This window comes from Streptomyces sp. NPDC030799 (genome assembly GCF_055572255.1).
The window spans coordinates 167343-189137 of record NZ_JBVIDS010000001.1 but is presented as its reverse complement, the minus strand read 5'-3'; the positions used below and the strand labels follow the sequence as shown (position 1 = coordinate 189137).

Annotated in this window: 18 protein-coding genes; 14 read left to right on the top strand and 4 right to left on the bottom strand. The window is 71.8% G+C overall.

What is annotated here, in order from left to right; all coding sequences use genetic code 11:
* Positions 1-23: 23 nt before the first annotated feature.
* The 13 genes from ACZ41I_RS00820 to ACZ41I_RS00760 all read left to right on the top strand — a co-directional run bounded on the left by ACZ41I_RS00820 (position 24) and on the right by ACZ41I_RS00760 (position 17456).
* A complete protein-coding gene (locus ACZ41I_RS00820) occupies positions 24-1367 on the top strand; it encodes an ABC transporter substrate-binding protein (RefSeq protein WP_468512859.1) in 1344 nt (447 codons plus the stop codon).
* A 3-nt stretch (positions 1368-1370) separates the two neighbouring features.
* The gene (locus ACZ41I_RS00815) at positions 1371-2312 is read left to right on the top strand and encodes a carbohydrate ABC transporter permease (protein ID WP_399768950.1); all 942 of its coding nucleotides are present in this window, start codon (positions 1371-1373) and stop codon (positions 2310-2312) included.
* Between the two features lie 3 nt (positions 2313-2315).
* On the top strand, positions 2316-3149 hold the full coding sequence (locus tag ACZ41I_RS00810) for a carbohydrate ABC transporter permease (protein ID WP_363216876.1): 834 nt from the start codon (positions 2316-2318) through the stop codon (positions 3147-3149).
* A 7-nt stretch (positions 3150-3156) separates the two neighbouring features.
* A complete protein-coding gene (locus tag ACZ41I_RS00805; protein ID WP_468512858.1) occupies positions 3157-4422 on the top strand; it encodes a 6-phospho-beta-glucosidase in 1266 nt (421 codons plus the stop codon).
* The gene (locus ACZ41I_RS00800; RefSeq protein ID WP_468512857.1) at positions 4413-5399 is read left to right on the top strand and encodes an N-acetylglucosamine kinase; all 987 of its coding nucleotides are present in this window, start codon (positions 4413-4415) and stop codon (positions 5397-5399) included. The genes ACZ41I_RS00805 and ACZ41I_RS00800 overlap by 10 nt, the downstream gene beginning before the upstream one ends.
* 109 nt (positions 5400-5508) lie before the next feature.
* The gene (locus ACZ41I_RS00795) at positions 5509-6564 is read left to right on the top strand and encodes an RICIN domain-containing protein (protein WP_468512856.1); all 1056 of its coding nucleotides are present in this window, start codon (positions 5509-5511) and stop codon (positions 6562-6564) included.
* A gap of 220 nt (positions 6565-6784) precedes the next feature.
* Entirely contained in the window at positions 6785-8218 is a 1434-nt protein-coding gene (locus ACZ41I_RS00790; RefSeq protein ID WP_468512855.1) for a hypothetical protein, read from the top strand.
* Positions 8219-8232: 14 nt separating this feature from the next.
* The gene (locus ACZ41I_RS00785; protein WP_468512854.1) at positions 8233-9264 is read left to right on the top strand and encodes a glutamate ABC transporter substrate-binding protein; all 1032 of its coding nucleotides are present in this window, start codon (positions 8233-8235) and stop codon (positions 9262-9264) included.
* Between the two features lie 51 nt (positions 9265-9315).
* The gene (locus ACZ41I_RS00780) at positions 9316-10587 is read left to right on the top strand and encodes a coiled-coil domain-containing protein (RefSeq protein WP_468512853.1); all 1272 of its coding nucleotides are present in this window, start codon (positions 9316-9318) and stop codon (positions 10585-10587) included.
* Positions 10584-13070, top strand: a complete 2487-nt coding sequence (locus ACZ41I_RS00775) for a serine/threonine-protein kinase (RefSeq protein ID WP_468512852.1) — start codon at positions 10584-10586, stop codon at positions 13068-13070. The genes ACZ41I_RS00780 and ACZ41I_RS00775 overlap by 4 nt, the downstream gene beginning before the upstream one ends.
* Before the next feature lie 3 nt (positions 13071-13073).
* Positions 13074-14423 (top strand): PP2C family serine/threonine-protein phosphatase, encoded by a 1350-nt coding sequence (locus ACZ41I_RS00770; protein ID WP_468512851.1) that lies wholly within the window; start codon positions 13074-13076, stop codon positions 14421-14423.
* A gap of 97 nt (positions 14424-14520) precedes the next feature.
* Positions 14521-15861 (top strand): vWA domain-containing protein, encoded by a 1341-nt coding sequence (locus ACZ41I_RS00765; protein ID WP_399768933.1) that lies wholly within the window; start codon positions 14521-14523, stop codon positions 15859-15861.
* Positions 15862-15896: 35 nt separating this feature from the next.
* Positions 15897-17456: an FHA domain-containing protein gene (locus ACZ41I_RS00760; RefSeq protein ID WP_468512850.1), complete on the top strand. Its 1560-nt coding sequence runs from the start codon at positions 15897-15899 to the stop codon at positions 17454-17456.
* 18 nt (positions 17457-17474) lie between these two features.
* Here the strand turns inward: ACZ41I_RS00760 and ACZ41I_RS00755 are convergent, their stop codons facing one another.
* Complete coding sequence (locus ACZ41I_RS00755) at positions 17475-18452, bottom strand: methyltransferase domain-containing protein (protein WP_468512849.1); 978 nt, start codon at positions 18450-18452, stop codon at positions 17475-17477.
* 70 nt (positions 18453-18522) lie between these two features.
* Between ACZ41I_RS00755 and ACZ41I_RS00750 the strand changes: the two genes are divergently transcribed.
* Positions 18523-18936: a globin gene (locus ACZ41I_RS00750; protein ID WP_363216885.1), complete on the top strand. Its 414-nt coding sequence runs from the start codon at positions 18523-18525 to the stop codon at positions 18934-18936.
* A gap of 54 nt (positions 18937-18990) precedes the next feature.
* On the opposite strand, the gene ACZ41I_RS00745 is transcribed toward ACZ41I_RS00750, so the two are convergent.
* The 3 genes from ACZ41I_RS00745 to ettA are packed head-to-tail and all read right to left on the bottom strand — an operon-like array spanning position 18991 to position 21749.
* A complete protein-coding gene (locus ACZ41I_RS00745) occupies positions 18991-19668 on the bottom strand; it encodes a DUF8185 domain-containing protein (RefSeq protein ID WP_363216865.1) in 678 nt (225 codons plus the stop codon).
* Positions 19665-20078: an acyl-CoA thioesterase gene (locus ACZ41I_RS00740; protein ID WP_468512848.1), complete on the bottom strand. Its 414-nt coding sequence runs from the start codon at positions 20076-20078 to the stop codon at positions 19665-19667. The genes ACZ41I_RS00745 and ACZ41I_RS00740 overlap by 4 nt, the downstream gene beginning before the upstream one ends.
* A gap of 6 nt (positions 20079-20084) precedes the next feature.
* Positions 20085-21749: an energy-dependent translational throttle protein EttA gene (gene ettA / locus ACZ41I_RS00735; RefSeq protein ID WP_399768924.1), complete on the bottom strand. Its 1665-nt coding sequence runs from the start codon at positions 21747-21749 to the stop codon at positions 20085-20087.
* Positions 21750-21795 lie beyond the last annotated feature (46 nt).

Genomic DNA, 21795 nt, shown 5'->3' with positions numbered 1-21795 from the left:
CCGTCCCCCTGGGAGACCTCGCCATGCCCGAAGTCATACCTTCCGCTGCCCGAAAAGCGGCCTTTGCCGTGGCTGCGTCGCTCGCCTTTTTCGCCACCGCCTGCACCGGGCAGTCGGGCTCCGGCGCCACGGACGACGCCTCGCAGGACACGACGATCAACTTCTGGCACGCCTGGAGCGCGCCGAACGAGGTGAAGGCCGTCAAGTCGCTGGTCGCCGGCTTCGAGAAGGCGCACCCCAACATCCACGTGCACATCGTCGGCAACATGACCGACGACAAGATCAATCAGGCGCTGCGGTCCGGGGGTGACCAGGCGCCGGATGTGATCTCCTCCTTCACCACCAACAACGTCGGCAGGTTCTGTTCCTCCGGAGCGCTGGTCGATCTCACTCCCTTCTTCAAGAAGTCGGGCATCGATCCGCAGGCGACCTTCCCGAAGCCGATGAACGAGTACACCCGGTTCGACGGCAACCGCTGCACCGCACCGCTGCTCGGTGACGCGTACGGGCTCTACTACAACAAGACGGCGTTCGAGAAAGCGGATATCGCGCACCCGCCGAAGACGTGGTCCGAATTCGAGGCGGACGCCAAGAAGCTGACCGTCCCGCAGGGCGACAGCTACCAGCAGCTCGGCTTCATGCCGGACTACCACGGCTGGGAATCCACCACCGAGCACTACTTCGGGCAGTTCTCGCCGACGTACTTCGACAAGAACGGAAAGTCGAACCTCGCCAAGGATCCGGCGTTCCGGAAGGGCTTCGAGCTGCAGAAGCGGCTCGTGGACGAACTCGGCGGATTCCAGAAGCTGGAGAAGTTCCGGTCGACGCTCGGTGACGAGTGGGGTCCCCGGCACCCCTTCCACACCGGTCAGGTCGCCATGCAGCTCGACGGCGAATGGCGGCTCGGCATGGCCGAGCAGGCCAGGCCGAAGTTCGAGATCGGCGTCGCCCCGCTGCCCGTCCCCGACGACCAGGTGAGCCAGTACGGCAAGGGCTACATCACCGGCACCGTCGCGGGCATCGCCGCCACCAGCCACAGGCAGAACGCCGCCTGGGAGTTCCTCAAGTACATCACCACGGACACCGACGCCGTGGTCGGCTTCGCCAACGACATCCACAACGTGCCCTCGACCTTGGCCGCGCTGAAGTCTCCGAAGCTGACGTACGACCCGCGTTTCAAGACCTTCCTCGACATCGCCGCCAATCCGAACTCCACCACCACACCCGCCTCCCTCAACGGCGGTGTGTACCTGGTGACGATCCAGCAGTTCGGTTACGACTACGAGAGCGGCAAGGTGAAGGATCTGAAGGCCGGTCTGCAGCGGACGGCCGCGCAGATCGACACGGACATCGCGCAGGCGAAGTAGCCGATGCGCACGGTCACTCCGGCGTCGAAACGCCTGCGCTCGGCTCTTCGCACGGCCGCCTTCATGTCGCCCTGGCTGATCGGTTTCGCGGTGTTCTTCGCGTATCCGCTGATCTCGACGGTCTATTTCTCGTTCATGCACTACGACGGGTTCCGGCCGCCGACGTGGAGCGGCGGGAAGAACTGGACGTACGTCTTCGAGCACTACCCGCTCTTCTGGCCGGCCCTGCGCAACACGCTGTGGCTGGTGGTGGTGATGGTGTCGTTGCGGGTCGTCTTCGGGCTCGGCATCGGACTGCTCATCACCAGGATCAAGACCGGTACGGGGGTCTTCCGCACCCTGTTCTACCTGCCGTATCTCGCCCCGCCGGTCGCGGCGACCATGGCCTTCGCCTTTCTCCTCAACCCCGGCACCGGACCGGTGGACGCCGTCCTGGAGAAGGCCGGCATCCCGGCGCCGGGCTGGTTCGGCGACCCCGCCTGGGCCAAGCCGGCCCTCACCCTGCTGGCGTTGTGGGGCATCGGCGACCTGATGGTCGTCTTCATGGCCGCGCTGCTGGACGTGCCGGCCGAGCAGTACGAGGCGGCCGAGCTGGACGGGGCGTCGGCGTGGCAGCGGTTCCGGTACGTCACCCTCCCGAACATCTCCCCGATCGTGATGTTCGCGGTCGTCACCGGCGTGATCCAGACCATGCAGTACTACACCCAGCCGCTGATCGCCGGAAAGGTCGCCTCCGGGGTGATCCAGGGCGCGGGCACCCAGTTCGAACCCGGCTACCCCGACAAGTCCACGCTCACCCTCCCCCAGCTCGTCTACAACCTCGGCTTCCAGCGCTTCGACTACGGCTCGGCCTGTGTGGTGGCCCTGGTGCTGTTCGCACTGTCGATGGTGTTCACCGCACTGCTGATGCGGCGCCGGGGCGGTCTCATCCAGGCAGGTGACTGACGTATGACCCGCCGCAAGGCGCATCTCGAATGGATAGCGGTCCACTCCCTCGGCGTCGCCGCCGCCCTGTTCTTCACCCTTCCCTTCGTGTTCGTCCTGCTGACCTCGCTGATGAGCGACACCCAGGCACTCAGCCGCGATCTGGTCCCGCACACCTGGGAGTGGGGCAACTACACGAAGGTCTTCCACACGCCCGGCTTTCTGACCTGGTGGAGGAACACGCTGATCTACGCCGGGCTCGGCACCGTGCTCACCGTCGTCTCCTCGGTCCCGGTGGCGTACGCGCTCGCCAAGTTCCGCTTCCGGGGCCGCAATCTGTCGCTCATGCTGGTCATCTCGATGATGATGCTGCCCCCGCAGGTGGTCGTCATCCCGATGTACCTGTTCTGGGCGAAGCAGCTGGACCTGTCCGGAACGCTGTGGCCGCTGATCATCCCGATGGCGTTCGGCGACGCGTTCTCCGTCTTCCTGCTGCGCCAGTTCCTGATGACGATCCCGAACGAGTACCTGGACGCGGCCAAGGTCGACGGCTGCGGAGACCTCAGGACCCTGCTCAGGATCGTGCTGCCGATGGCCAGGCCGGGCATCTCCGCCGTCGCCCTCTTCCAGTTCTTCTACGCCTGGAACGACTACTTCGGTCCGCAGATCTACGCGTCCGAGAACCCCGGCGCCTGGACCCTGTCCTACGGCCTGGAGTCCTTCAAGGGCGCCCACCACACCGACTGGAACCTCACCATGGCCGCGACGGTGCTGGTCATGGCCCCCGTGATCCTCGTGTTCTTCTTCGCCCAAAAGGCGTTCGTGGAAGGCGTCACGCTCACCGGAGTGAAGGGTTAACCCGTATATGAAACTCACCGTGGTCGGCGGAGGCTCGACCTACACCCCCGAACTCGTCGACGGCTTCGCGCGCCTCAGGGACACCCTGCCCGTCGAGGAGCTGGTCCTCGTGGACCCGGCCGCCGAACGCCTGGAACTGGTCGGCGGCCTGGCCCGGCGCATCTTCGCCAAGCAGGGCCACGGCGGCCGGATCGTCACCACCGCCGACCTCGACGCGGGCGTCGACGGCGCCGACGCCGTGCTGCTCCAGCTGCGCGTCGGCGGGCAGGCGGCCCGGCAGCAGGACGAGACCTGGCCGCTGGAGTGCGGCTGCATCGGTCAGGAGACCACCGGCGCGGGCGGCCTCGCCAAGGCGCTGCGCACGGTACCGGTGGTCCTGGACATCGCCGAACGGGTCCGCCGTACCAACCCGCGCGCCTGGATCATCGACTTCACCAATCCGGTCGGCATCGTCACCCGCGCCCTGCTCCAGGCGGGGCACCGGGCGGTCGGGCTGTGCAACGTGGCGATCGGCTTCCAGCGGAAGTTCGCGGGGCTGCTCGGCGTGACCCCGGCGGATGTGCACCTCGCCCATGTGGGGCTCAACCACCTCACGTGGGAGACCGGTGTGCGCCTGGGCGGCCCCGAGGGCGACGACGTCCTGCCGAAGCTCCTCGCCGACCACGGCGACGCGATCGCCGACGACCTGCGCCTCCCGCGCCCCCTGCTGGACCGCCTGGGCGTGATCCCCTCCTACTACCTGCGCTACTACTACGCCCACGACGAGGTCGTCCGCGAACTGCGCACCAAGCCGTCCCGCGCCGCCGAAGTGGCAGCAATGGAGCGTGAATTGCTGGCGATGTACGGCGACCCGGCGCTGGACGAGAAGCCGGCGCTGCTCGCCCGGCGCGGCGGCGCCTACTACTCGGAGGCGGCCGTGGACCTGGCGGCCGCGCTGCTCGGCGGCGGGGGCAGCCCGTACCAGGTGGTGAACGCGGTCAACCGGGGCACGCTGCCCTTCCTGCCCGACGAAGCGGTGATCGAGGTCCAGGCGGCGGTCGGCCCGAACGGTCCGGTGCCGCTGCCGGTACCGGAGCCGGACCCGCTGTTCGCCGGGCTGATCGCGAACGTGACGGCGTACGAGGAACTGGCGCTGGAGGCGGCGCTGCGCGGCGGCCGCGACCGCGTCTTCCGCGCCCTGCTCGCCCACCCGCTGATCGGCCAGTACGGCTACGCCGACACCCTGACCGACCAGTTGATCGCGCACAACCGGGAGCACCTCGCGTGGGCCTGACCTCGAACGTGCTTGCGGTGGACGCGGGCAACAGCAAGACCGACGTGGCCGTGGTCACCGCCGCCGGGGAGGTGCTGGCCACGGCCCGCGGCGGTGGCTTCCGCCCGCCCTCGGTGGGCGTGCCGGCGGCGCTGGACGCGCTGGCCGAACCGGTCGCGCGGGCCTTCGCGGATGCGGGTGTCACCTCGGTGGCGCATGTGTCGGCCTGCCTGGCCAACGCTGATCTCCCCGTGGAGGAGGAGCGGTTGGCGACCGCGCTGGCGGCACGGGGCTGGGGCGCGTCGGTGGAGGTCCGCAACGACACCTTCGCGATCCTGCGGGCGGGCGTCGCCGAGCCGCGCGGGGTGGCCGTGGTGTGCGGGGCGGGCATCAACTGCGTCGGCATGCGCCCCGACGGCCGTACCGCGCGCTTCCCGGCCCTCGGCCGTATCTCCGGTGACTGGGGCGGGGGCTGGGGCCTGGCCGAGGAGGCGCTGTGGCACGCGGCCCGCGCGGAGGACGGCCGGGGCGGGCCGACGGCCCTGGCCCGCACCCTGCCCGCGCACTTCGGCCTGCCGACGATGTACGCGCTGATCGAGGCGCTGCACCTGGAGCACATCGACCACGACCGGCGGCACGAGCTGACTCCGGTGCTGTTCACGACGGCCGCCGGGGGCGACGCGGTGGCCCGCGCGATCGTCGCCCGGCTCGCGGAGGAGGTCGCGGTGATGGCCACGGTGGCGCTGACCCGCCTGGAGCTGCTGGACGAGGAGACGCCGGTCCTGCTCGGCGGCAGCGTCCTGGCGGCCGGCCACGCGCTGCTCGACGACGGCATCCACGCCCTGCTGACGGCCCGCGCCCCGAAGGCCGGCGTCCGCGTGGTGACAGCCCGCCCGGTCCTGGGCGCGGCGCTGCTGGGCCTGGACCGGCTGGGCGCGGGAGCGGCGGCGCGGGAGCGGGCGCGGGGGTACTGGGAGCTGTCCGGAAAACGCCACTGACCGGAAAAAGCGGGTTTGTTCACAAGATCGCCCGGAGTCCGTGGAGTCCGGGCACCGGCACGGCTAGCTTCACGCAGGTCTGCACCAACCGCCTAGGGAAGGACAGCCTGTGTTCCGACGTACAGCTGCCGCCGGCCTGGCCGCGATCGCGGCGCTCGTGGGACTCGCAGCACACCCCGCGAGCGCCGCACCGAAGGCGGGCGCGGACCCGGCCGCGCTGAAGGACCTGACCCTGACGTCGTCGAGCAACGGCCGCCGCCTCGACGTCCAGAACGGCAACACCGGCGACGGCGTCTTCCTCGTCACCAACTCCGCCCCGGGCCACCACCAGAAGTGGAGCGCGAACCTCACCGGCACCGACGACTCCTTCACCCTCGTCAACAACGACACGGGCAAGTGCGCGGACGCCGGTCTGCCGCTCAGACAGCAGTCCTGTGACGGCCGGACCACGGAACGCTGGTTCTTCCAGCCGGTCACCGGCGCCCCCGGCGCGTTCATGATCCGCAACGACCGGGACGGCACGTGTCTGGACGTCTGGTACGACGCCCAGTACGACGACGCCTGGACCGACACCTACGACTGCAACGGCAGCCGGGCCCAGCAGTGGCGGCTGCCCGCCGCCGCCCGGGACGCCGCCGTCGCCGCGGCCGTCGACCACGCGGCGGCGCGCTGTGTGAAGGACACCTCCAGCTGCTCCTGGCGCACCCGGTCCCAGGCCCCGGCGGCGCCGCTGCCCAGGAAGTGCGTCTCGCCGGTCTGGTACAACGGCACCTCCGCGCCGGTGCCGTGGACGTTCACCATGAACAAGCACACCGGCTGGACCTCGACGCTCGGCTTCACCTTCGGCACGGCGCTCGGCGCCGGCGGGGCCTCCCCGGTCACCGCCCAGGTCAGCCAGCAGATCACCGGCAGCGTCTCGCAGAACCTCGTCGAGGACCTCGGCAACAGCCTCACCGTGACGGTGCCGCCGCGGCAGTACGGCTGGGTCGCCCTGTCGGAGCTGGCGACGAAGGTCACCGGCACCTGGACGTTCGACGTGAACGGGTACGCCTGGACCGCCGACGACACCCTGACGGTCCCGCTGCGCACCGACGACCAGGGCGGCGCCAGCATCTATCTCGCGCAGACCAGCGACACCTTCACCAGCTGCGACCGCGCCAACTGAGCCACCGGTAGGGCGAAACGGTTCCTCGGCCCGGCACTCACCCGCCGGACCGGGGAACCGATCCGCCCGGACCGGCGTGTTCCTTCGCAGGGGGTGGTGCGCCGGGCACTGCGCGCCGCCGGGCACACTGCGATCCGATCAAGATCCAGTGAAGGCCGGTGCGGATGCCGGTCCGTGCGGTGATACTTGGCGGCGAACGGATGACCATGGGGGAGGTCAAGTGACACACCCGCCGAAGAGCACGGCACCGCCGGTGGCGGGCCCCGGTGTGCCCGCCGCCCCCGGCATCCCCGCGCAGCCCGCCCGGCCGGCATCCGTGGTCCCCCCCGTACCGCCCGACCGCCGGACCGCCTTCGCCGAGGGTGTCGACCGGCTGCGGGCCGCGGCGACCACCGAGCCGGGGCGGCTGCGGATCATCGGGGCCGTGCTGGCGCTGCTGGTCGTGGCGTTCGGTGCGGTCACCGCCTGGCAGGCCAGTGAGCGGGCGGCCGCCGCCGACGACGTGCTGCACCGCAGCCAGCCGCTCAGTTCGGGTGCCGCCGACATCTACCGGTCGCTGGCGGACGCCAACACGGCCGCCTCCAGCGGGTTCCTGGCGGGCGGCCAGGAGACGGCCGCCGCCCGGGACCGGTACGAGAAGGACATCCGGACCGCCGCCGCGGGGCTGGTGACCGCCGCCGCCAACGCCGAGCCGGGCTCGGCCTCCGAGGCGACCATCGCCAAGCTGAACAAGCTGCTGCCCGAGTACAAGGGGCTCGTCGAGCGCGCCCGGACGTACAACCGGCAGGGGTATCCGGTCGGCGGCGCCTATCTGCGCTACGCCAACGAGAAGATGCAGCAGGAGATGCTCCCGGCGGCGGAGGATCTCTACACCAAGGAGAACGCCCGGCTCGACGCCGACTACGCGGACGCGACGCCGTATCCGTGGATCGCCATCGCGCTCGGTGTGCTCGCGCTGGCCGCGCTCGGCTGGGCCCAGCAGCGCATGTACCGGCGGACGAACCGGGTGCTCAACCACGGTCTGGTCGCGGCCAGCGCCGCCACCACGGTCGCCCTGCTGTGGCTGGTCGTCGGCCACGCGGTGGCCCGCTCGGAGCTGAACGGCTCCTACGACCACGGCATCCGTTCGCTGACCGTGCTGCACGACGCCCGGATCGCCTCCCTGAAGGCACGCGGGAACGAGAACCTGAGCCTGGTCGCGCGCGGCGCCGAGACGATCACGGTGGGCGGAAGGACGTACGACGCCTACTACTACGACTTCGACAAGGACATGGCCGTGCTCGGCAAGGGCCTGACCGGGGCGGAGAAACTCGCCGACGACCAGGGCGGCCGTACTCCGGTGAAGGCGGCCGAGGGGAACATGGCGGTGTGGAAGCAGCGCCACACCTCCGCCCGCACCGAGGACGAGAACGGCAACTACCAGCAGGCGCTGGACAAGGTCATCGGTGCCAGCGGCGCCACCGGTGAGTGCTTCGACAGCGTCGACCGCAATCTCGCCCGGGCCATCGACCATGAGCAGGGCGAGTTCCAGCGGGCCGCCGGTGACGGGCGGGACGCGATGACGGGGCTGCCGGTGGGCGCGGCCGTGCTCACGGTGCTCGGCGCGGCCGGCGCGCTGGCCGGTATCGGGCGCAGACTCTCGGAGTACCGGTGACAGGGGGCATGACGATGTACGCGGCACGTGTACGGGCCTCCCTGCGGGGCTGGGGCGGGGTCGGCGCGATGGCGGTGCTGTGCGCGCTGGCGCTGACGTTCGTCCTGCTGCTGCCGTGCACCCAGAAGGCACCGGCCCAGGGCAGGCCCGCCGGACAGCCGGTGGCCGCCGCACTCCAGGCCCGCGCCGGGGACTGCAAGGACTCCGAGGCCCACGACCGGACGCTGTCGCCGTCCGGCGCCGACGGGCCGACCATCGACGCGATCAAGGCCCGTACGGGCGCCAGGCGCAAGCTGATCGTCGGTGTCGACCAGAACAGCTACCACTGGGGCTACCGCAACCCGAACACCGAGGGCGCGGAGCTGGAGGGCTTCGACATCGACCTGGCGCACCGGATCGCACAGGACCTCCTCGGCGACCCGGACGCGGTGCAGTTCAAGGCGATACCGACCAGCCAGCGGATCTCCGCGATCCAGGACGGGCGGGTGGACATGGTCGTCCGGACCATGACGATCACCTGTGAGCGGCTGCAGCAGGTCGCGTTCTCCGCGCCCTACTTCAAGACCGGCCAACAGGTGCTGGCACCCAAGTCGTCGTCCATCACGGGCTACAACGGCACCCTGGCGCACAAGAGGGTCTGCACGGCGGCCGGTTCGACGGCGTACATCAAGCTGGACGCCGACCGGAAGAGCGGCGCCCTGCCCGCCTCCACGGACATCGCCGGCACCGTGCCGAACCAGCTGGACTGCCTGGTCCGGCTGCAACTCGGCGAGGCGGACGCGGTGGTGACCGACGGTGCGCTCGCCGCCAGCCAGGCCGCGCAGGACCCGACCGTCGAACTGAAGGGCGGGGCCTTCACCACCGAGTACTACGGCGTGGCGATGAAGAAGGACGCCTCCGATCTGGTACGCCGGGTCAATCGCGTTCTGGTGGACTACCGCGCCAACGGCTGGCAGGCGTCGTACAACACGTGGCTGTCGGCGACACTGGGGAAGGACCCGGCCGCGTCGAAGCCGCCCGCGCCGCGGTATCTGCGGACGAGTTGAGCCACATCCGACCGGAAGACCGGAACACTGAAACGCAGCGAGAGGTGATCGATGGGCGTCACGGACCCCGCCGGGCCGGTGATGGACCGGGACGAGGTGGACCGTGCGCTGGCGCGGCTCGGCCAGGAGCACGAGGCGATCGAGACCTCGCTGCTGGCACTGCAGGACCACGCGGGCCGCAGACTCCTCGAAGGCGCCGAACTGGCCGGTGTGACCAGGGAACGCTGGCAGGCCACGGAGGCGCGGATCACCCTGCTGTGGGGGTACTTCGACGCCTACGCGGACGCGCTGCGCTCCGCCCGCGAGATCCGCGCCCGGCGCCGCTGGTCCAGCCGTGAGGACCTGCAGGAGCTGACCGAGCTGCTGCGCGGGCAGTCCGTGACCGTCGCCGGGAACGGCCGGCTCAGCGAGTCCTTCTCGCTGGCCACGCTGGTGGACCGGATGAACGAGCTGTACGCGTCCAGCCTGGACCTCGTCGTCGCCGCCGACGCGGTGTGGTCGGCGCTGCCCGCGCGGATCGATCTGCTCGCCGCGGAACTCCAGCGCACCCGGACGCTCGCGCACTCCGTCGGCGTCCGCCCCGGCGAGCACCCGGCGGGTGACGACCTGGAGCGGATCACGCGCACCCTGACCAGGCTGCGGGAGGACGTCGTCGCGGACCCGCTCGCCTTCTGGGTGCCGGCCGAGGGCAGTTCGGCGCCGGGCGGCGGCCGGCCGGACACCACGGTGTACGACCGTGAGGCGCGCGCCCTGGAGGACGTGCGCCGGGAGATCGACGCGGTGCTGACGGTCCGGCAGGACGCGGAGGCGCGGCTGATCCGGCTGCGGGACGTGCTCTCGCGCGCGGACCGCACCCTCGCCGAGGCCCGCACCGCGCGCGGCGAGGTGCTGGCGAAGATCGCGGCGACCGAGGTGCCGGTGGTCAGCGGCCCGCCGACGGTGCTGCAGGAACAGCTGGCGACGGCGGCCGAGTACCGGCGGCAGGCCCAGTGGCACCGGCTCTCCCCGCTCCTCGAATCCCTGGAGCAGAAGGCCGAGGACGAACTGCTGCGCGCCCGCGAGTCGTTGACCGCGGTCACCGCACCGCTCGCGGTCCGCGCCGAACTGCGCGGCCGGCTGGACGCGTACCGGGCGAAGGTGGCCCGGCACGGGCTCGCCGAGGACCCGTTCCTGGTCGAGCGGTACGACGCGGCCCGGCGGATGCTGTGGAGCGCGCCCTGCGACCTGCGCGTGGCCGAACAGGCCGTGCTGCGCTACCAGCAGCTGGCGGCCGAGCTGCTCGGCACGGGCGCGCCCGAGGACCGTAAGGGGGAGCAGACATGAGTCAGCCGGGGCAGAGCTGTCAGCGGCCGGACTGCGAGGGGTCGTACGAGGACGTCGGCGGCGGTGAGCTGTACTGCGACACCTGCGGCCTGGCACCGGTGGTGTCGTCGGCCGGGGGTGCCCCCTCCGGGGGAGGCATGGTCGGCTCGCAGCCCACCGGGCTCACCAAGGCCGCCGCGGACAGCAGCAGTTCCGGCAGCAGCTCGCGTACGTCCTCACAGTCGTCGAAGTCCCGCCGCTCGGTGTCCGGCCGGCTCTCCCGGTCCCTGTCGGGCCGGTCCAGCGGGCGCTCGGTGTCGGTGCGCAGCTCCGGCTCCTCCTCCGGCGCATCCACGCGCGGGCGGCTCGGCGCCGGGCTGGTGAACGTGCCGCAGGTGCCCCGGCCCGACCCGCGCGCGATGGTGCTGGAGAACCCGGAGGTGCCCGAGCGGAAGCGGTTCTGCTCGCGCTCGGCCTGCGGGGCGCCGGTGGGCCGGGCCAGGGGCGACCGGCCGGGGCGCACGGAAGGTTTCTGCACCAAGTGCGGGCACCCGTATTCCTTCGTGCCGAAACTGAAGGCCGGGGACGTGGTGCACGGGCAGTACGAGGTCGCCGGCTGTCTCGCCCACGGCGGCCTCGGCTGGATCTACCTCGCCGTGGACCGGGCCGTCTCCGACCGGTGGGTGGTGCTCAAGGGCCTGCTGGACACCGGTGACCAGGACGCGATGGCGGCGGCGATCTCCGAGCGGCGCTTCCTCGCGGAGATCGAGCACGCCAACATCGTGCGGATCTACAACTTCGTGGAGCACCTCGACCAGCGCACCGGCTCCCTCGACGGCTACATCGTCATGGAGTACGTCGGCGGCAAGTCACTGAAGGAAATCGCCAACGCCCGCCGCACGCCGGACGGCCGGCGCGATCCACTGCCGGTGGAGCAGGCGTGCGCGTACGGCATCGAGGCGCTGGAGGCCCTCGGCCACCTGCACAGCCGTAACCTCCTCTACTGCGACTTCAAGGTCGACAACGCCATCCAGACCGAGGACCAGCTCAAGCTGATCGACATGGGCGCGGTGCGCCGCATGGACGACGAGGAGTCGGCGATCTACGGCACGGTCGGCTACCAGGCGCCGGAGGTCGCCGAGGTGGGCCCGTCGGTGGCGAGCGACCTGTACACGGTGGGCCGTACGCTCGCGGTGCTGACCTTCGACTTCCAGGGCTACACCAACGTCTACGTCGACTCCCTGCCCGACCCCGAGAGCATCGACGTCTTCCGCCGCTACGAGTCCTTCTACCGGTTCCTGGTCCGCGCCACCGACCCCGACCCCGCCCGCCGGTTCGCCTCCGCACAGGAGATGGCCGAGCAGCTGACCGGCGTACTGCGCGAGGTGGTCTCGCTGCAGACGGGACAGGCCCGGCCCGCGCTGTCGACACTGTTCGGCCCGGAGGTGAAGGTCGTCGACCGGGAGTTGTTCCCCCGGCTGGACGGGGACGTGTCCTGGCTGGGGGCGCGGCCCCTGTCGTCCAGGGCCGCACCCGCCGGCCCCGCACTCTCCCCGCCCGCCCTCGTCAGACCCGTCGACACGCCCGCCACCGCACTCGCCCTGCCGGTCCCGCTGGTCGACCCGGGCGACCCCAGCGCGGGTTTCCTGGCCGGTCTGCTGGCCTCCGCGCCGGCCGAGCTGATCAGCGCGCTCGACGCGGCGCCCGCGCGGACCGTGGAGACCCGGCTCCGGCAGATCCGCGCCCGGCTGGAGAGCGGCGACCACGAGGCCGCGCTGATGAGCCTGGCCACCCTGGACGAGGAACGGCCCGACGACTGGCGGGTGGTGTGGTACCGGGGTGTTGCCGCCCTGGTCACCGGCGACTTCGAGGGCGCCGCGCTCGCCTTCGACGCGATCTACGACGCCTTCCCCGGGGAGGCCCCGCCCAAGCTCGCGCTCGGCCTGTGCGCGGAGGTGCTGGGCCAGCTGGACAACGCGGCCGAGTACTACCACCTGGTGTGGACGACCGACCCCAGCTATGTGAGCGCCGCCTTCGGGCTCGCCCGGGTGCAGCTCGCGGCCGGGAACCGGCAGGGTGCCGTGCGGACCCTGGAGTCGGTGCCGGAGTCCTCCATCCACTACACGGCCGCCCGGGTCGCCGCCGTCCGGGCGCGGCTCAGACAGCGCACCGCGGCCGCCGCTGACGTACCGTTCCTGGACGACCTGACGGCCGCCGCCGGGCAGGTCGAGGCGCTGGACGCGTACGGCCTGGACCTGGCGCGGCGTGAACAGCTGGCCGCGGAAGTGCTCGGCTCGGCGCTGGACTGGATACTCTCCGGGGGCCAGGGCACCCGGCAAGCCTCCGGCGGACGGGTGCTGTTGGGCAGCGGTCTGGACGAGCGGGGCCTCCGCTTCGGCCTGGAGCGCGCCTACCGCACGCTGGCCCGGCTGGCGCGCAGCGGCGAGGAGAGGATCGAACTGGTGGAACGGGCGAACCGTTACCGCCCCCGGACGTGGGTGTAGTTGATGTCGCAGATGCCCCAGCAGGCCGCACTGTCGAAGTGCCCGAGCTGCGCGGAGCCCGTCGAGTCGGGCGACCTCTTCTGCGGAGCGTGCGGGTACGACCTCTCCGTCGTACCCGCGCCGCCGCAGGACCATCCGACGCTCACCATGACCGGCTCCGCGGCCGGCTCCCTCGGGGACGGCGTGGACTGGCCCGCCCCCGAGCCGGAGAGCTCCGGCACCCCGCCGGCGGTGCATCTGCCGGCCGACCTGCCCGGCACCGACTCCGGCGGCACACCGCTGCCCGAGCACGAGTCCGGTCCGCAGGGTGGTGCGGGGCAGCAAGCCGGTTCCGGGGTGCGCTTCGACCGGCCCGAGGAACCCGAGGAGTACCCGCTGCAGGCACCCGATCCGCGCGTGGCCGAGAGCCCCGAGAACACCGCCGCGCCCGAGGAGCCGGCACAGCTGTGCGTGGCCTGCCGGGCCGGCCGGGTGGACAGCGACGGCTACTGCGAGAACTGCGGGCACGCCCAGCCCCGTGAACGCGACCACGTGGAGCGCGAGTCGGGCCCGGTGGCGGCCGTCAGCGACCGGGGCCTGCGCCACCACCGCAACGAGGACGCCTTCACCATCGGCCGGACCACGCTGCCCGACGGCACCCCGGCCGTCCTCGCGATCGTCTGCGACGGCGTGTCCTCCGCCACCCGCCCCGACGACGCGTCGTCGGCCGCGTCCCAGGCCGCCGGTGACAGCCTGCTGGCCGCACTGCCGCGGGGCACGCATCCGCAGACGGCGATGCACGAGGCGATCGTCGCCGCCGCGCAGGCCGTCAACGCGCTCGCCGAGGAACCCGCCACGGCCCGCGAGCACGCCCCGCAGCAGAACGCCCCGGCCTGCACGATCGTCGGCGCGGTGGTCGCCGCCGGACTGCTGGTCGTCGGCTGGGTCGGTGACAGCCGCGTCTACTGGGTGCCCGACGACCGCGGCGCGCCCGCGGCCCGGCTCACCGAGGACGACTCCTGGGCCGCGCAGATGGTCGCCGCCGGCCTGATGAGCGAGGCCGAGGCGTACGCCGACGAACGCGCCCACGCGATCACCGGCTGGCTCGGTGCGGACGCCTACGAACTGGAGCCGCACACCGCGTCCTTCAAGCCGGACCGCTCCGGCGTCGTGGTGGTGTGCACCGACGGCCTGTGGAACTACGCCGAGACGGCCGAGGAGATGTCCGAGGTCGTCCCCCCGGACGCGGCCGCGCGCCCGCTGCACAGCGCCCGGGTGCTGGTCGGCCACGCCCTGGACGGCGGGGGCCACGACAACGTAACAGTGGCCGTCGTGCCGTTCCCGGCACCGCCCCAGGGGGCAGGATCGGCCTGAGGCCGCGGACGCGGGGAGCCTCGAAGGACCGGAGGGGACCGGTCCTGTCACAGCCGTCGCCCTGCCGGCAGGGCGGTCTAGGGGGATTTGAGTACGCATGGCCAATTTCGCGAAGTCGCAGGTGCCGCAGTTCTCGGTGGACGTCTACCAGAACGAGTACCTGCCCGAGGGCGGGCGCGAGGTCAACGCCGTCGTCACCGTGACGGCGACCGGCGGCGGCACCATCGGCAGCACCGTGGCTCCGGTGTACCGGCAGGGCCACGGCCCGTCCGCCGCAGTGGCGGTCATGGTCGACTGCTCCGGCTCCATGGACTACCCGCCGACCAAGATGCGGGGCGCCCGGGACGCCACGGCCGCCGCGATCGACGCCCTGCGCGACGGCACGCACTTCTCGGTGATCGGCGGCACGCATGTGGCCAAGGAGGTCTATCCGGGCGGCGGACGGCTCGCGGTCGCCGACGCCGCCACCCGCGAGCAGGCCAAGCAGGCGCTGCGCCGGCTGAGCGCGGGCGGCGGTACGGCCATCGGCACCTGGCTGCGCCTGGCGGACCGGCTGCTGAACTCGGCGGACGTCACCATCCGGCACGGCATCCTGCTCACCGACGGCCGCAACGAACACGAGTCGCCTCAGGATCTGAGGGCCACGCTGGAGGCCTGTGCCGGACGGTTCACCTGTGACGCGCGGGGTGTGGGCACCGACTGGGAAGTGAAAGAAGTCACAGGGATCGCCTCCGCGCTGCTCGGCACGGCCGACATCGTCGCCGACCCGGCCGGTCTCGCCGCCGACTTCAGGCGGATGATGGAGACGGCGATGGGCAAGGAGGTCGCCGACGTCTCGCTCAGGGTGTGGACGCCGGTCGGCACGAGCATCCGCTTCGTCAAGCAAGTGGCGCCCTCCGTCGAGGACTTGACCGCCCGCCGCACCGAGGCCGGACCGCGTGCCGGGGACTACCCGACGGGGTCCTGGGGCGACGAGTCCCGCGACTACCACCTGTGCGTTCAGGTCCCGCCGGCCGGCCTGGGCCAGGAAATGCTTGCCGCCCGGGTCTCGCTGGTCGTGCCACAACCGGACGGATCGGTACAGAACCTGGGCGCCCAGGGCCTGGTGCGGGCCGTGTGGACCGACGACATGACGGCCTCGACCTCGATCAACCCCCAAGTCGCCCACTACACCGGGCAGGCCGAACTGGCACAAGCCATCCAGCAAGGCCTCGACCTTCGCAAAGCGGGCAATTTCGATGGAGCAACGGCCAAACTGGGGCGCGCCGTTCAGCTCGCCAACGCCTCCGGGAACGCCGATACTGCGAAACTGCTTGCGAAGGTGGTGGACGTGGTCGATGCCGCGACAGGTACTGTGCGGTTGAAGACGAGGGTCGCGGAGGCGGACGAGATGACTCTGGAGACCCGGTCCACAAAGACTGTTCGTGTAAAGAAGTGACCCAGTAGAACATCCGGAGAAGGGGAAGCGCCGACATGCCGACCTGCCCGAACGGACACCAGTCGGGTTCCGACGACTGGTGCGAGGTCTGCGGTCACCGCATGGCCGGTGCCGTACCTCCACCCCCTCCGCCGCCCCCGCCCGCGGGTGGCTACGGCTTCCCGCCCCCGCAGGGCGGCCCGGCCGGCGGACGCCCGCCGGCTGCGTCGGCCCCGGAGCCGGAGCTGTGCCCGCAGTGCCGTACGCCCCGCGAGGGCGGCGCGCCCTTCTGCGAGGAGTGCCGGTGGAACTTCCTGACCAACACGGCCACCTCGTACACCCCGGCCGCGCCGCGCTCACCGCAGCCGCGGTTCCAGCCGCCGAGCGCGACGTACGGCGGCGGTGACGGGTACGAGTACCAGGGCTCGCGGCCCTCGCAGGTGAACCGGCCCGCCGAACCGATCCCGTCCTTCGGCAGCGAGCCGTCGGGCCCGACGCCGTTCGGCGGCGACCGCGGCCCGTCGGGACCGCCGGCCTCCCCCGGCCCCTCGGGTCCGGGCGGTCCTTCCGGTCCCTCCGGCTTCGGCGGCCCGGGTCGGGGTCCCGGCGGTCCGTCCGGTTTCGGCGGCGGTCCGGGGCAGGGTCAGGGGCCCGGTGGTCCTGGTGCTCCCGGTGGTTTCGGTGGTCCCTCCGGCTTCGGCGGCGGGCAGGGGCAGGGCCCCGGCCCCGGTGGTCCCGCCGGTCCGCCCTCCTTCGGTCGCGAGCCGTCCGGTCCCGGCGGCCCGTTCGGCCGTGAGCCCTCCGGTCCCGGCGGCCCCACTCCGCCCGCGCCGACCCAGGGCGGCCCCGGCGCGCCCGGCCCCTCGGGCTTCGGCGACCCCTCGCGTCCGGTGCCCCCGCCGCCCGGCCCCACGCCGCCCGCGGGTCCCGGTGCCGGTCCCGGCGGTGCCCCGCAGGCGTACCAGCAGTCCGGGCCGCCCGCGCCGCCCGCGTTCCCGCACGAGACCGGCCGGCCCCCGGCCGGCGGCCCGCCGTTCGGCGGGGGTGACGACGACTGGGTGATCTCCCCGCCGTCGTCCGCCAACCCCGCGGGACCGGGGCAGCCGCAGGGTCCCGGCGGCGGCCCGGCCGGCGGATACGGCTACCCGCAGCCCGGCGCCACGCAGGCGCCGCCCGGCGGCCCCGGCTTCCCGCACCAGCCCGCGGGACCGGCCACCTGGACGGCGACCATCGGCCCGGACCGCGCGTACTTCATGGCGATGATGCACCGCTCGGGCCCCGAGGCCGCGGGTCTGAACCTGCCCGCGTACTCGCCCGAGCAGCAGCGCACGCTCAGCGGCAACCAGATCACCATCGGCCGTCGCCGGCACTCCACCGGCGACACCCCCGACATCGACCTGTCGGTGCCGCCGGAGGACCCGGGCGTCTCGCACCAGCACGCGGTACTGGTGCAGCAGCCGGACGGCAGCTGGGCGGTCGTCGACCAGAACTCGACCAACGGCACCACGGTCAACATGTCCGAGGAACCGATCCAGCCGTTCGTGCCGGTTCCGCTGCAGGACGGCGACCGGGTGCACGTGGGCGCCTGGACGACGATCACCATCCGCCGGGGCTGAGCGCCACGGCGGGACGGGTCACGGCAGGGACCAGGCGTACGGCCCCTCCGGCTCGTCCAGCCACGCCCAGGTGTGCTCGCCGGCGAACGTGACGCCGTACCGGTCGCGCTCCGGCATGCCCTCGCGCTCCCACAGCGCGTAGGCCTCGTGGGGGTCGAGGGTGCCCCGGGTCAGGGCGAGCAGGAAGCGGAACGTCTCCTGCTCGCGGGCCCGGCCCGGCAGCCCGGCGAGCGACACGCCCTCCGGCTGCGCCCGGCCCTCGCCGCGCAGCGGTACGAAGTAGGCGGCCGAGGACAGGAAACGGCCCTCGGCGTGCGCCGCGTCCCGCACCGTGAGCGCGAGCAGACCGGTGGCCAGTGGGGTCAGGATCCGGGCGCCGGGGCGGCACTGGGCGAGCCAGGCGCGCGGGACCGTGGACAGCTCGCAGGTGGCGATGATCCGGTCGAAGGGGGCGCGTTCGGGGACCCCGCGCGCGCCGTCGCCGGTGACGACGGCCGGGTGGAATCCGGCCGCGTCCAGATGACGGCGGGCCGACTCGGTGATCTCCGGTTCCAGGTCGATGCTGGTGACCAGGTCGTCGTCGCCGAGCCGGTGGGCGAGCAGGGCGGCGTTGTAGCCGGTGCCGGCGCCCACCTCCAGGACCCGGTTGCCGTCCTCGACCTCCAGCGCGACCAGCATCAGGGCCATCAGGGAGGGCTGGCTGCTGGAGGAGACCAGCTCACCGTCGCGCAGCCGGGTGGCGAGCGGTACGTCCGCGTAGGCGCCGCGTACCCAGCGGGCGCGGGCCTCGGGGTCGGGGCTCTCTCCCCAGCGGCGCTCATAGCCGCGTGCACCGGCGACGTAGTAGTACGGCACGAACAGGTGCCGGGGCACCGCCGCGAACGTCTCCCGCCACACCGGGTCCCCGGCGAAGACCCCGTCGGCGTCGATCTCCCGCACCAGCGCGGCCCGCGCGACGGCGGCCAGGCGGTCGGTCTCGGTGTCGTAGGCGCCCATGGGTCCACAGTAGGGGCGAGCCGGCCGGCGGGTCCTAAGGCTCGGGACCTCGGTCACCCGGTCTGAGACCATAGGGGACGTGAATGAGATTCGGCGCGGCACGCTTCAGGAGCAGACCTTCTACGAACAGGTCGGCGGGGAGGAGACCTTCCGTCGGCTGGTCCACCGTTTCTACGAGGGAGTCGCCGAGGACCCGTTCCTGCGGCCGATGTACCCCGAGGAGGACCTGGGCCCGGCCGAGGAGCGCCTCGCTCTGTTCCTGATGCAGTACTGGGGCGGCCCCACCACCTACAGCGACAACCGCGGCCACCCCCGGCTGCGCATGCGGCACGCCCCGTTCACCGTGGACCGTGCGGCGCACGACGCCTGGCTGCGGCACATGCGGGTGGCCGTCGACGAACTCGGCCTGTCCGAGGAGCACGAGACGACGCTGTGGAACTACCTGACGTACGCCGCCGCGTCGATGGTCAACACCCCGGACTGACGAACTGGAGCGCGGCCGGCCGCCGGCCGCTTCCCGCGGCGTGAAACCGGTGGCTCAGCGCACGCTGACACCCAGCGAGCCGAGCCCGGCCCGCCGTACCGCGACGGATCCGTAGGGGGTGCGCAGCCGGAGCCACGCCCCGGAGGAGAACAGCCCGGTGTCGGCCGGATCGGCGCCCGGCCTGAGGAAGCCCAGGGACTGGGCGGCGTGCACGGCCCGCACCGGAAGCCCGGTCCGCCCGACCTCCCGGGACCAGATGTCCCGCCCGATCCGGTCCAGCTCCGCGCGGGTACGGCCGTCCGGAGCCAGTTCCTCCGTACGGGAACGGAACTCGGTGACCGCCGCGGCGACGGTCGCCCGCAGCGCGTCCGGGGCGGGCAGCCCCGGCTCGGCCTGCCATCCGCCGCGCGGCGGCAGCACCCCGGCCCACGGCGGACCGGTGACCGCGGCCGGTACGGCGGCCGTGGCCGCGCGCTCGTCCACGGACTCCAGGAGCTCACCGGCGGAGACGGTCACGTCGAGGGTGACGTCGAGCCCGTTCTCGTACGGCTTCGCCAGCCGTACCGCGCGTACGGCCAGCACCTCGAAGGACGGCGGGCGGCCGAAGACGGCGAGCGCCGTGCCGGCCGCCTGCAGGCGCACCGCGGCTCCACGGTCGTAGTGGAGCAGCCGGGAGAGGAAGGCGGCGAGGTCGGCCGCCTCCGTCTCGTCGGCCAGGTGCAGCACCGTCATGCGGCGACGGCCTCCTCGTCGGCGTCGTCCTGGTACTTCTGGAGGAACTCCCGCTCCTCGGCGGTGATCCGGCGCGGCCGCTGCCGGTCGAAGTCGAACGGCACCACGACGGTGCGGGCGCGCACGTACACGGCCTCCTCGTCCTTCACCTCGTAGGAGACGGTGAAGGACGCGGCCTTGATCTCCGTGACCCACAGCTCGATGTCCACGGGCGTGGGCCGGTGGACGAGCTGCCGCTTGTAGTCGATCTCATGGCGCGCCACCACGGAACCCTGCTTGGACTCCGTGCCGCGACGGGACAGGAAGTCGATACGGGCCTCCTCCAGGTAGCGGAGGAAGATCGCGTTGTTGACATGTCCGTACGCGTCCATGTCCGACCAGCGCAGCGGGCAGCGGTAGATGTGGCGCAAGATCGATCAGCCCCGGGTCAGCTTCTTGTAGGTGGCGCGGTGCGGACGCGCGGCGTCCGGCCCGAGCCGCTCGATCTTGTTCTTCTCGTACGACTCGAAGTTGCCCTCGAACCAGAACCACTTGGAGTCACCCTCGTAGGCGAGGATGTGCGTGGCGACCCGGTCCAGGAACCACCGGTCGTGGGAGACGACGACGGCGCAGCCGGGGAACTCCAGCAGCGCGTTCTCCAGGCTGGAGAGCGTCTCGACGTCGAGGTCGTTGGTGGGCTCGTCGAGGAGCAGCAGGTTGCCGCCCTGCTTGAGGGTCAGCGCCAGGTTGAGGCGGTTGCGCTCACCACCGGAGAGGACACCGGCCGGCTTCTGCTGGTCCGGGCCCTTGAAGCCGAACGCGGACACGTACGCCCGGGACGGCATCTCGACCTGGCCGACGTTGATGTAGTCCAGCTCGTCGGAGACGACGGCCCACAGCGTCTTCTTGGGGTCGATGTTCGCGCGGCTCTGGTCGACGTAGGAGATCTTGACGGTGTCGCCGACCTTGATCGAACCGGAGTCGGGCTGCTCAAGACCCTGGATCATCTTGAACAGGGTCGTCTTGCCGGCGCCGTTCGGGCCGATGACACCGACGATGCCGTTGCGCGGCAGGGTGAAGCTCAGGTCGTCGATCAGGACCTTCTCACCGAAGGCCTTGCTGAGGTTGTCGACCTCGACGACGACGTTGCCCAGGCGCGGGCCCGGCGGGATCTGGATCTCCTCGAAGTCCAGCTTCCGCATCTTCTCGGCCTCGGCGGCCATCTCCTCGTACCGGGCGAGACGCGCCTTGGACTTGGCCTGCCGCCCCTTGGCGTTGGACCGCACCCACTCCAGCTCTTCCTTGAGCCGCTTCTGCCGCTTGGCGTCCTTCTGGCCCTCGACCTTGAGGCGGGCGGCCTTGGTCTCCAGGTACTTGGAGTAGTTGCCCTCGTAGCCGTGCAGGCGGCCGCGGTCGACCTCGCAGATCCAGCCCGCGACGTTGTCCAGGAAGTACCGGTCGTGGGTGACGGCCACGACGGTGCCCGGGTACTTGGCCAGGTGCTGCTCCAGCCAGTTCACGGACTCGGCGTCGAGGTGGTTGGTGGGCTCGTCGAGAAGCAGCAGGTCGGGCTGCTCCAGCAGCAGCTTGCACAGCGCGACGCGGCGCTTCTCACCACCGGAGAGGTTGGTGACGGGCCAGTCGCCGGGCGGGCAGCCGAGGGCGTCCATGGCCTGCTCCAGCTGGGCGTCCAGGTCCCAGGCCTCGGCGTGGTCCAGCTCCTCCTGGAGCTTGCCCATCTCCTCCAGCAGCGCGTCGGAGTAGTCCGTCGCCATCAGCTCGGCGATCTCGTTGAACCGGTCGAGCTTGCCCTTGATCTCGGCGACACCCTCCTGGACGTTCTCCAGGACGGTCTTCTCCTCGTTGAGCGGGGGCTCCTGCAGCAGGATGCCGACGGTGTAGCCGGGCGAGAGGAAGGCGTCACCGTTGGACGGCTGCTCCAGCCCCGCCATGATCTTCAGCACGGTCGACTTACCGGCACCGTTCGGGCCGACGACGCCGATCTTCGCCCCCGGCAGGAAGTTCAGGGTGACGTCATCGAGGATCACCTTGTCGCCGTGCGCCTTGCGCGCCTTGCGCATGGTGTAAATGAACTCAGCCAAGAGAAACCGTCCGGCAGCTTGAAATCAGGCAGTGGGCAGATACACC

What these genes read in the sequence shown, in the direction of transcription:
- ACZ41I_RS00820 (WP_468512859.1), top strand. Translation starts at nt 24, where the DNA reads ATGCCCGAAGTCATACCTTCCGCTGCCCGAAAAGCGGCCTTTGCCGTG.
- ACZ41I_RS00815 (WP_399768950.1), top strand. Translation starts at nt 1,371, where the DNA reads ATGCGCACGGTCACTCCGGCGTCGAAACGCCTGCGCTCGGCTCTTCGC.
- ACZ41I_RS00810 (WP_363216876.1), top strand. Translation starts at nt 2,316, where the DNA reads ATGACCCGCCGCAAGGCGCATCTCGAATGGATAGCGGTCCACTCCCTC.
- ACZ41I_RS00805 (WP_468512858.1), top strand. Translation starts at nt 3,157, where the DNA reads ATGAAACTCACCGTGGTCGGCGGAGGCTCGACCTACACCCCCGAACTC.
- ACZ41I_RS00785 (WP_468512854.1), top strand. Translation starts at nt 8,233, where the DNA reads ATGTACGCGGCACGTGTACGGGCCTCCCTGCGGGGCTGGGGCGGGGTC.
- ACZ41I_RS00780 (WP_468512853.1), top strand. Translation starts at nt 9,316, where the DNA reads ATGGGCGTCACGGACCCCGCCGGGCCGGTGATGGACCGGGACGAGGTG.
- ACZ41I_RS00775 (WP_468512852.1), top strand. Translation starts at nt 10,584, where the DNA reads ATGAGTCAGCCGGGGCAGAGCTGTCAGCGGCCGGACTGCGAGGGGTCG.
- ACZ41I_RS00770 (WP_468512851.1), top strand. Translation starts at nt 13,074, where the DNA reads ATGTCGCAGATGCCCCAGCAGGCCGCACTGTCGAAGTGCCCGAGCTGC.
- ACZ41I_RS00765 (WP_399768933.1), top strand. Translation starts at nt 14,521, where the DNA reads ATGGCCAATTTCGCGAAGTCGCAGGTGCCGCAGTTCTCGGTGGACGTC.
- ACZ41I_RS00760 (WP_468512850.1), top strand. Translation starts at nt 15,897, where the DNA reads ATGCCGACCTGCCCGAACGGACACCAGTCGGGTTCCGACGACTGGTGC.
- ACZ41I_RS00755 (WP_468512849.1), bottom strand. Translation starts at nt 18,452, where the DNA reads ATGGGCGCCTACGACACCGAGACCGACCGCCTGGCCGCCGTCGCGCGG.
- ACZ41I_RS00745 (WP_363216865.1), bottom strand. Translation starts at nt 19,668, where the DNA reads ATGACGGTGCTGCACCTGGCCGACGAGACGGAGGCGGCCGACCTCGCC.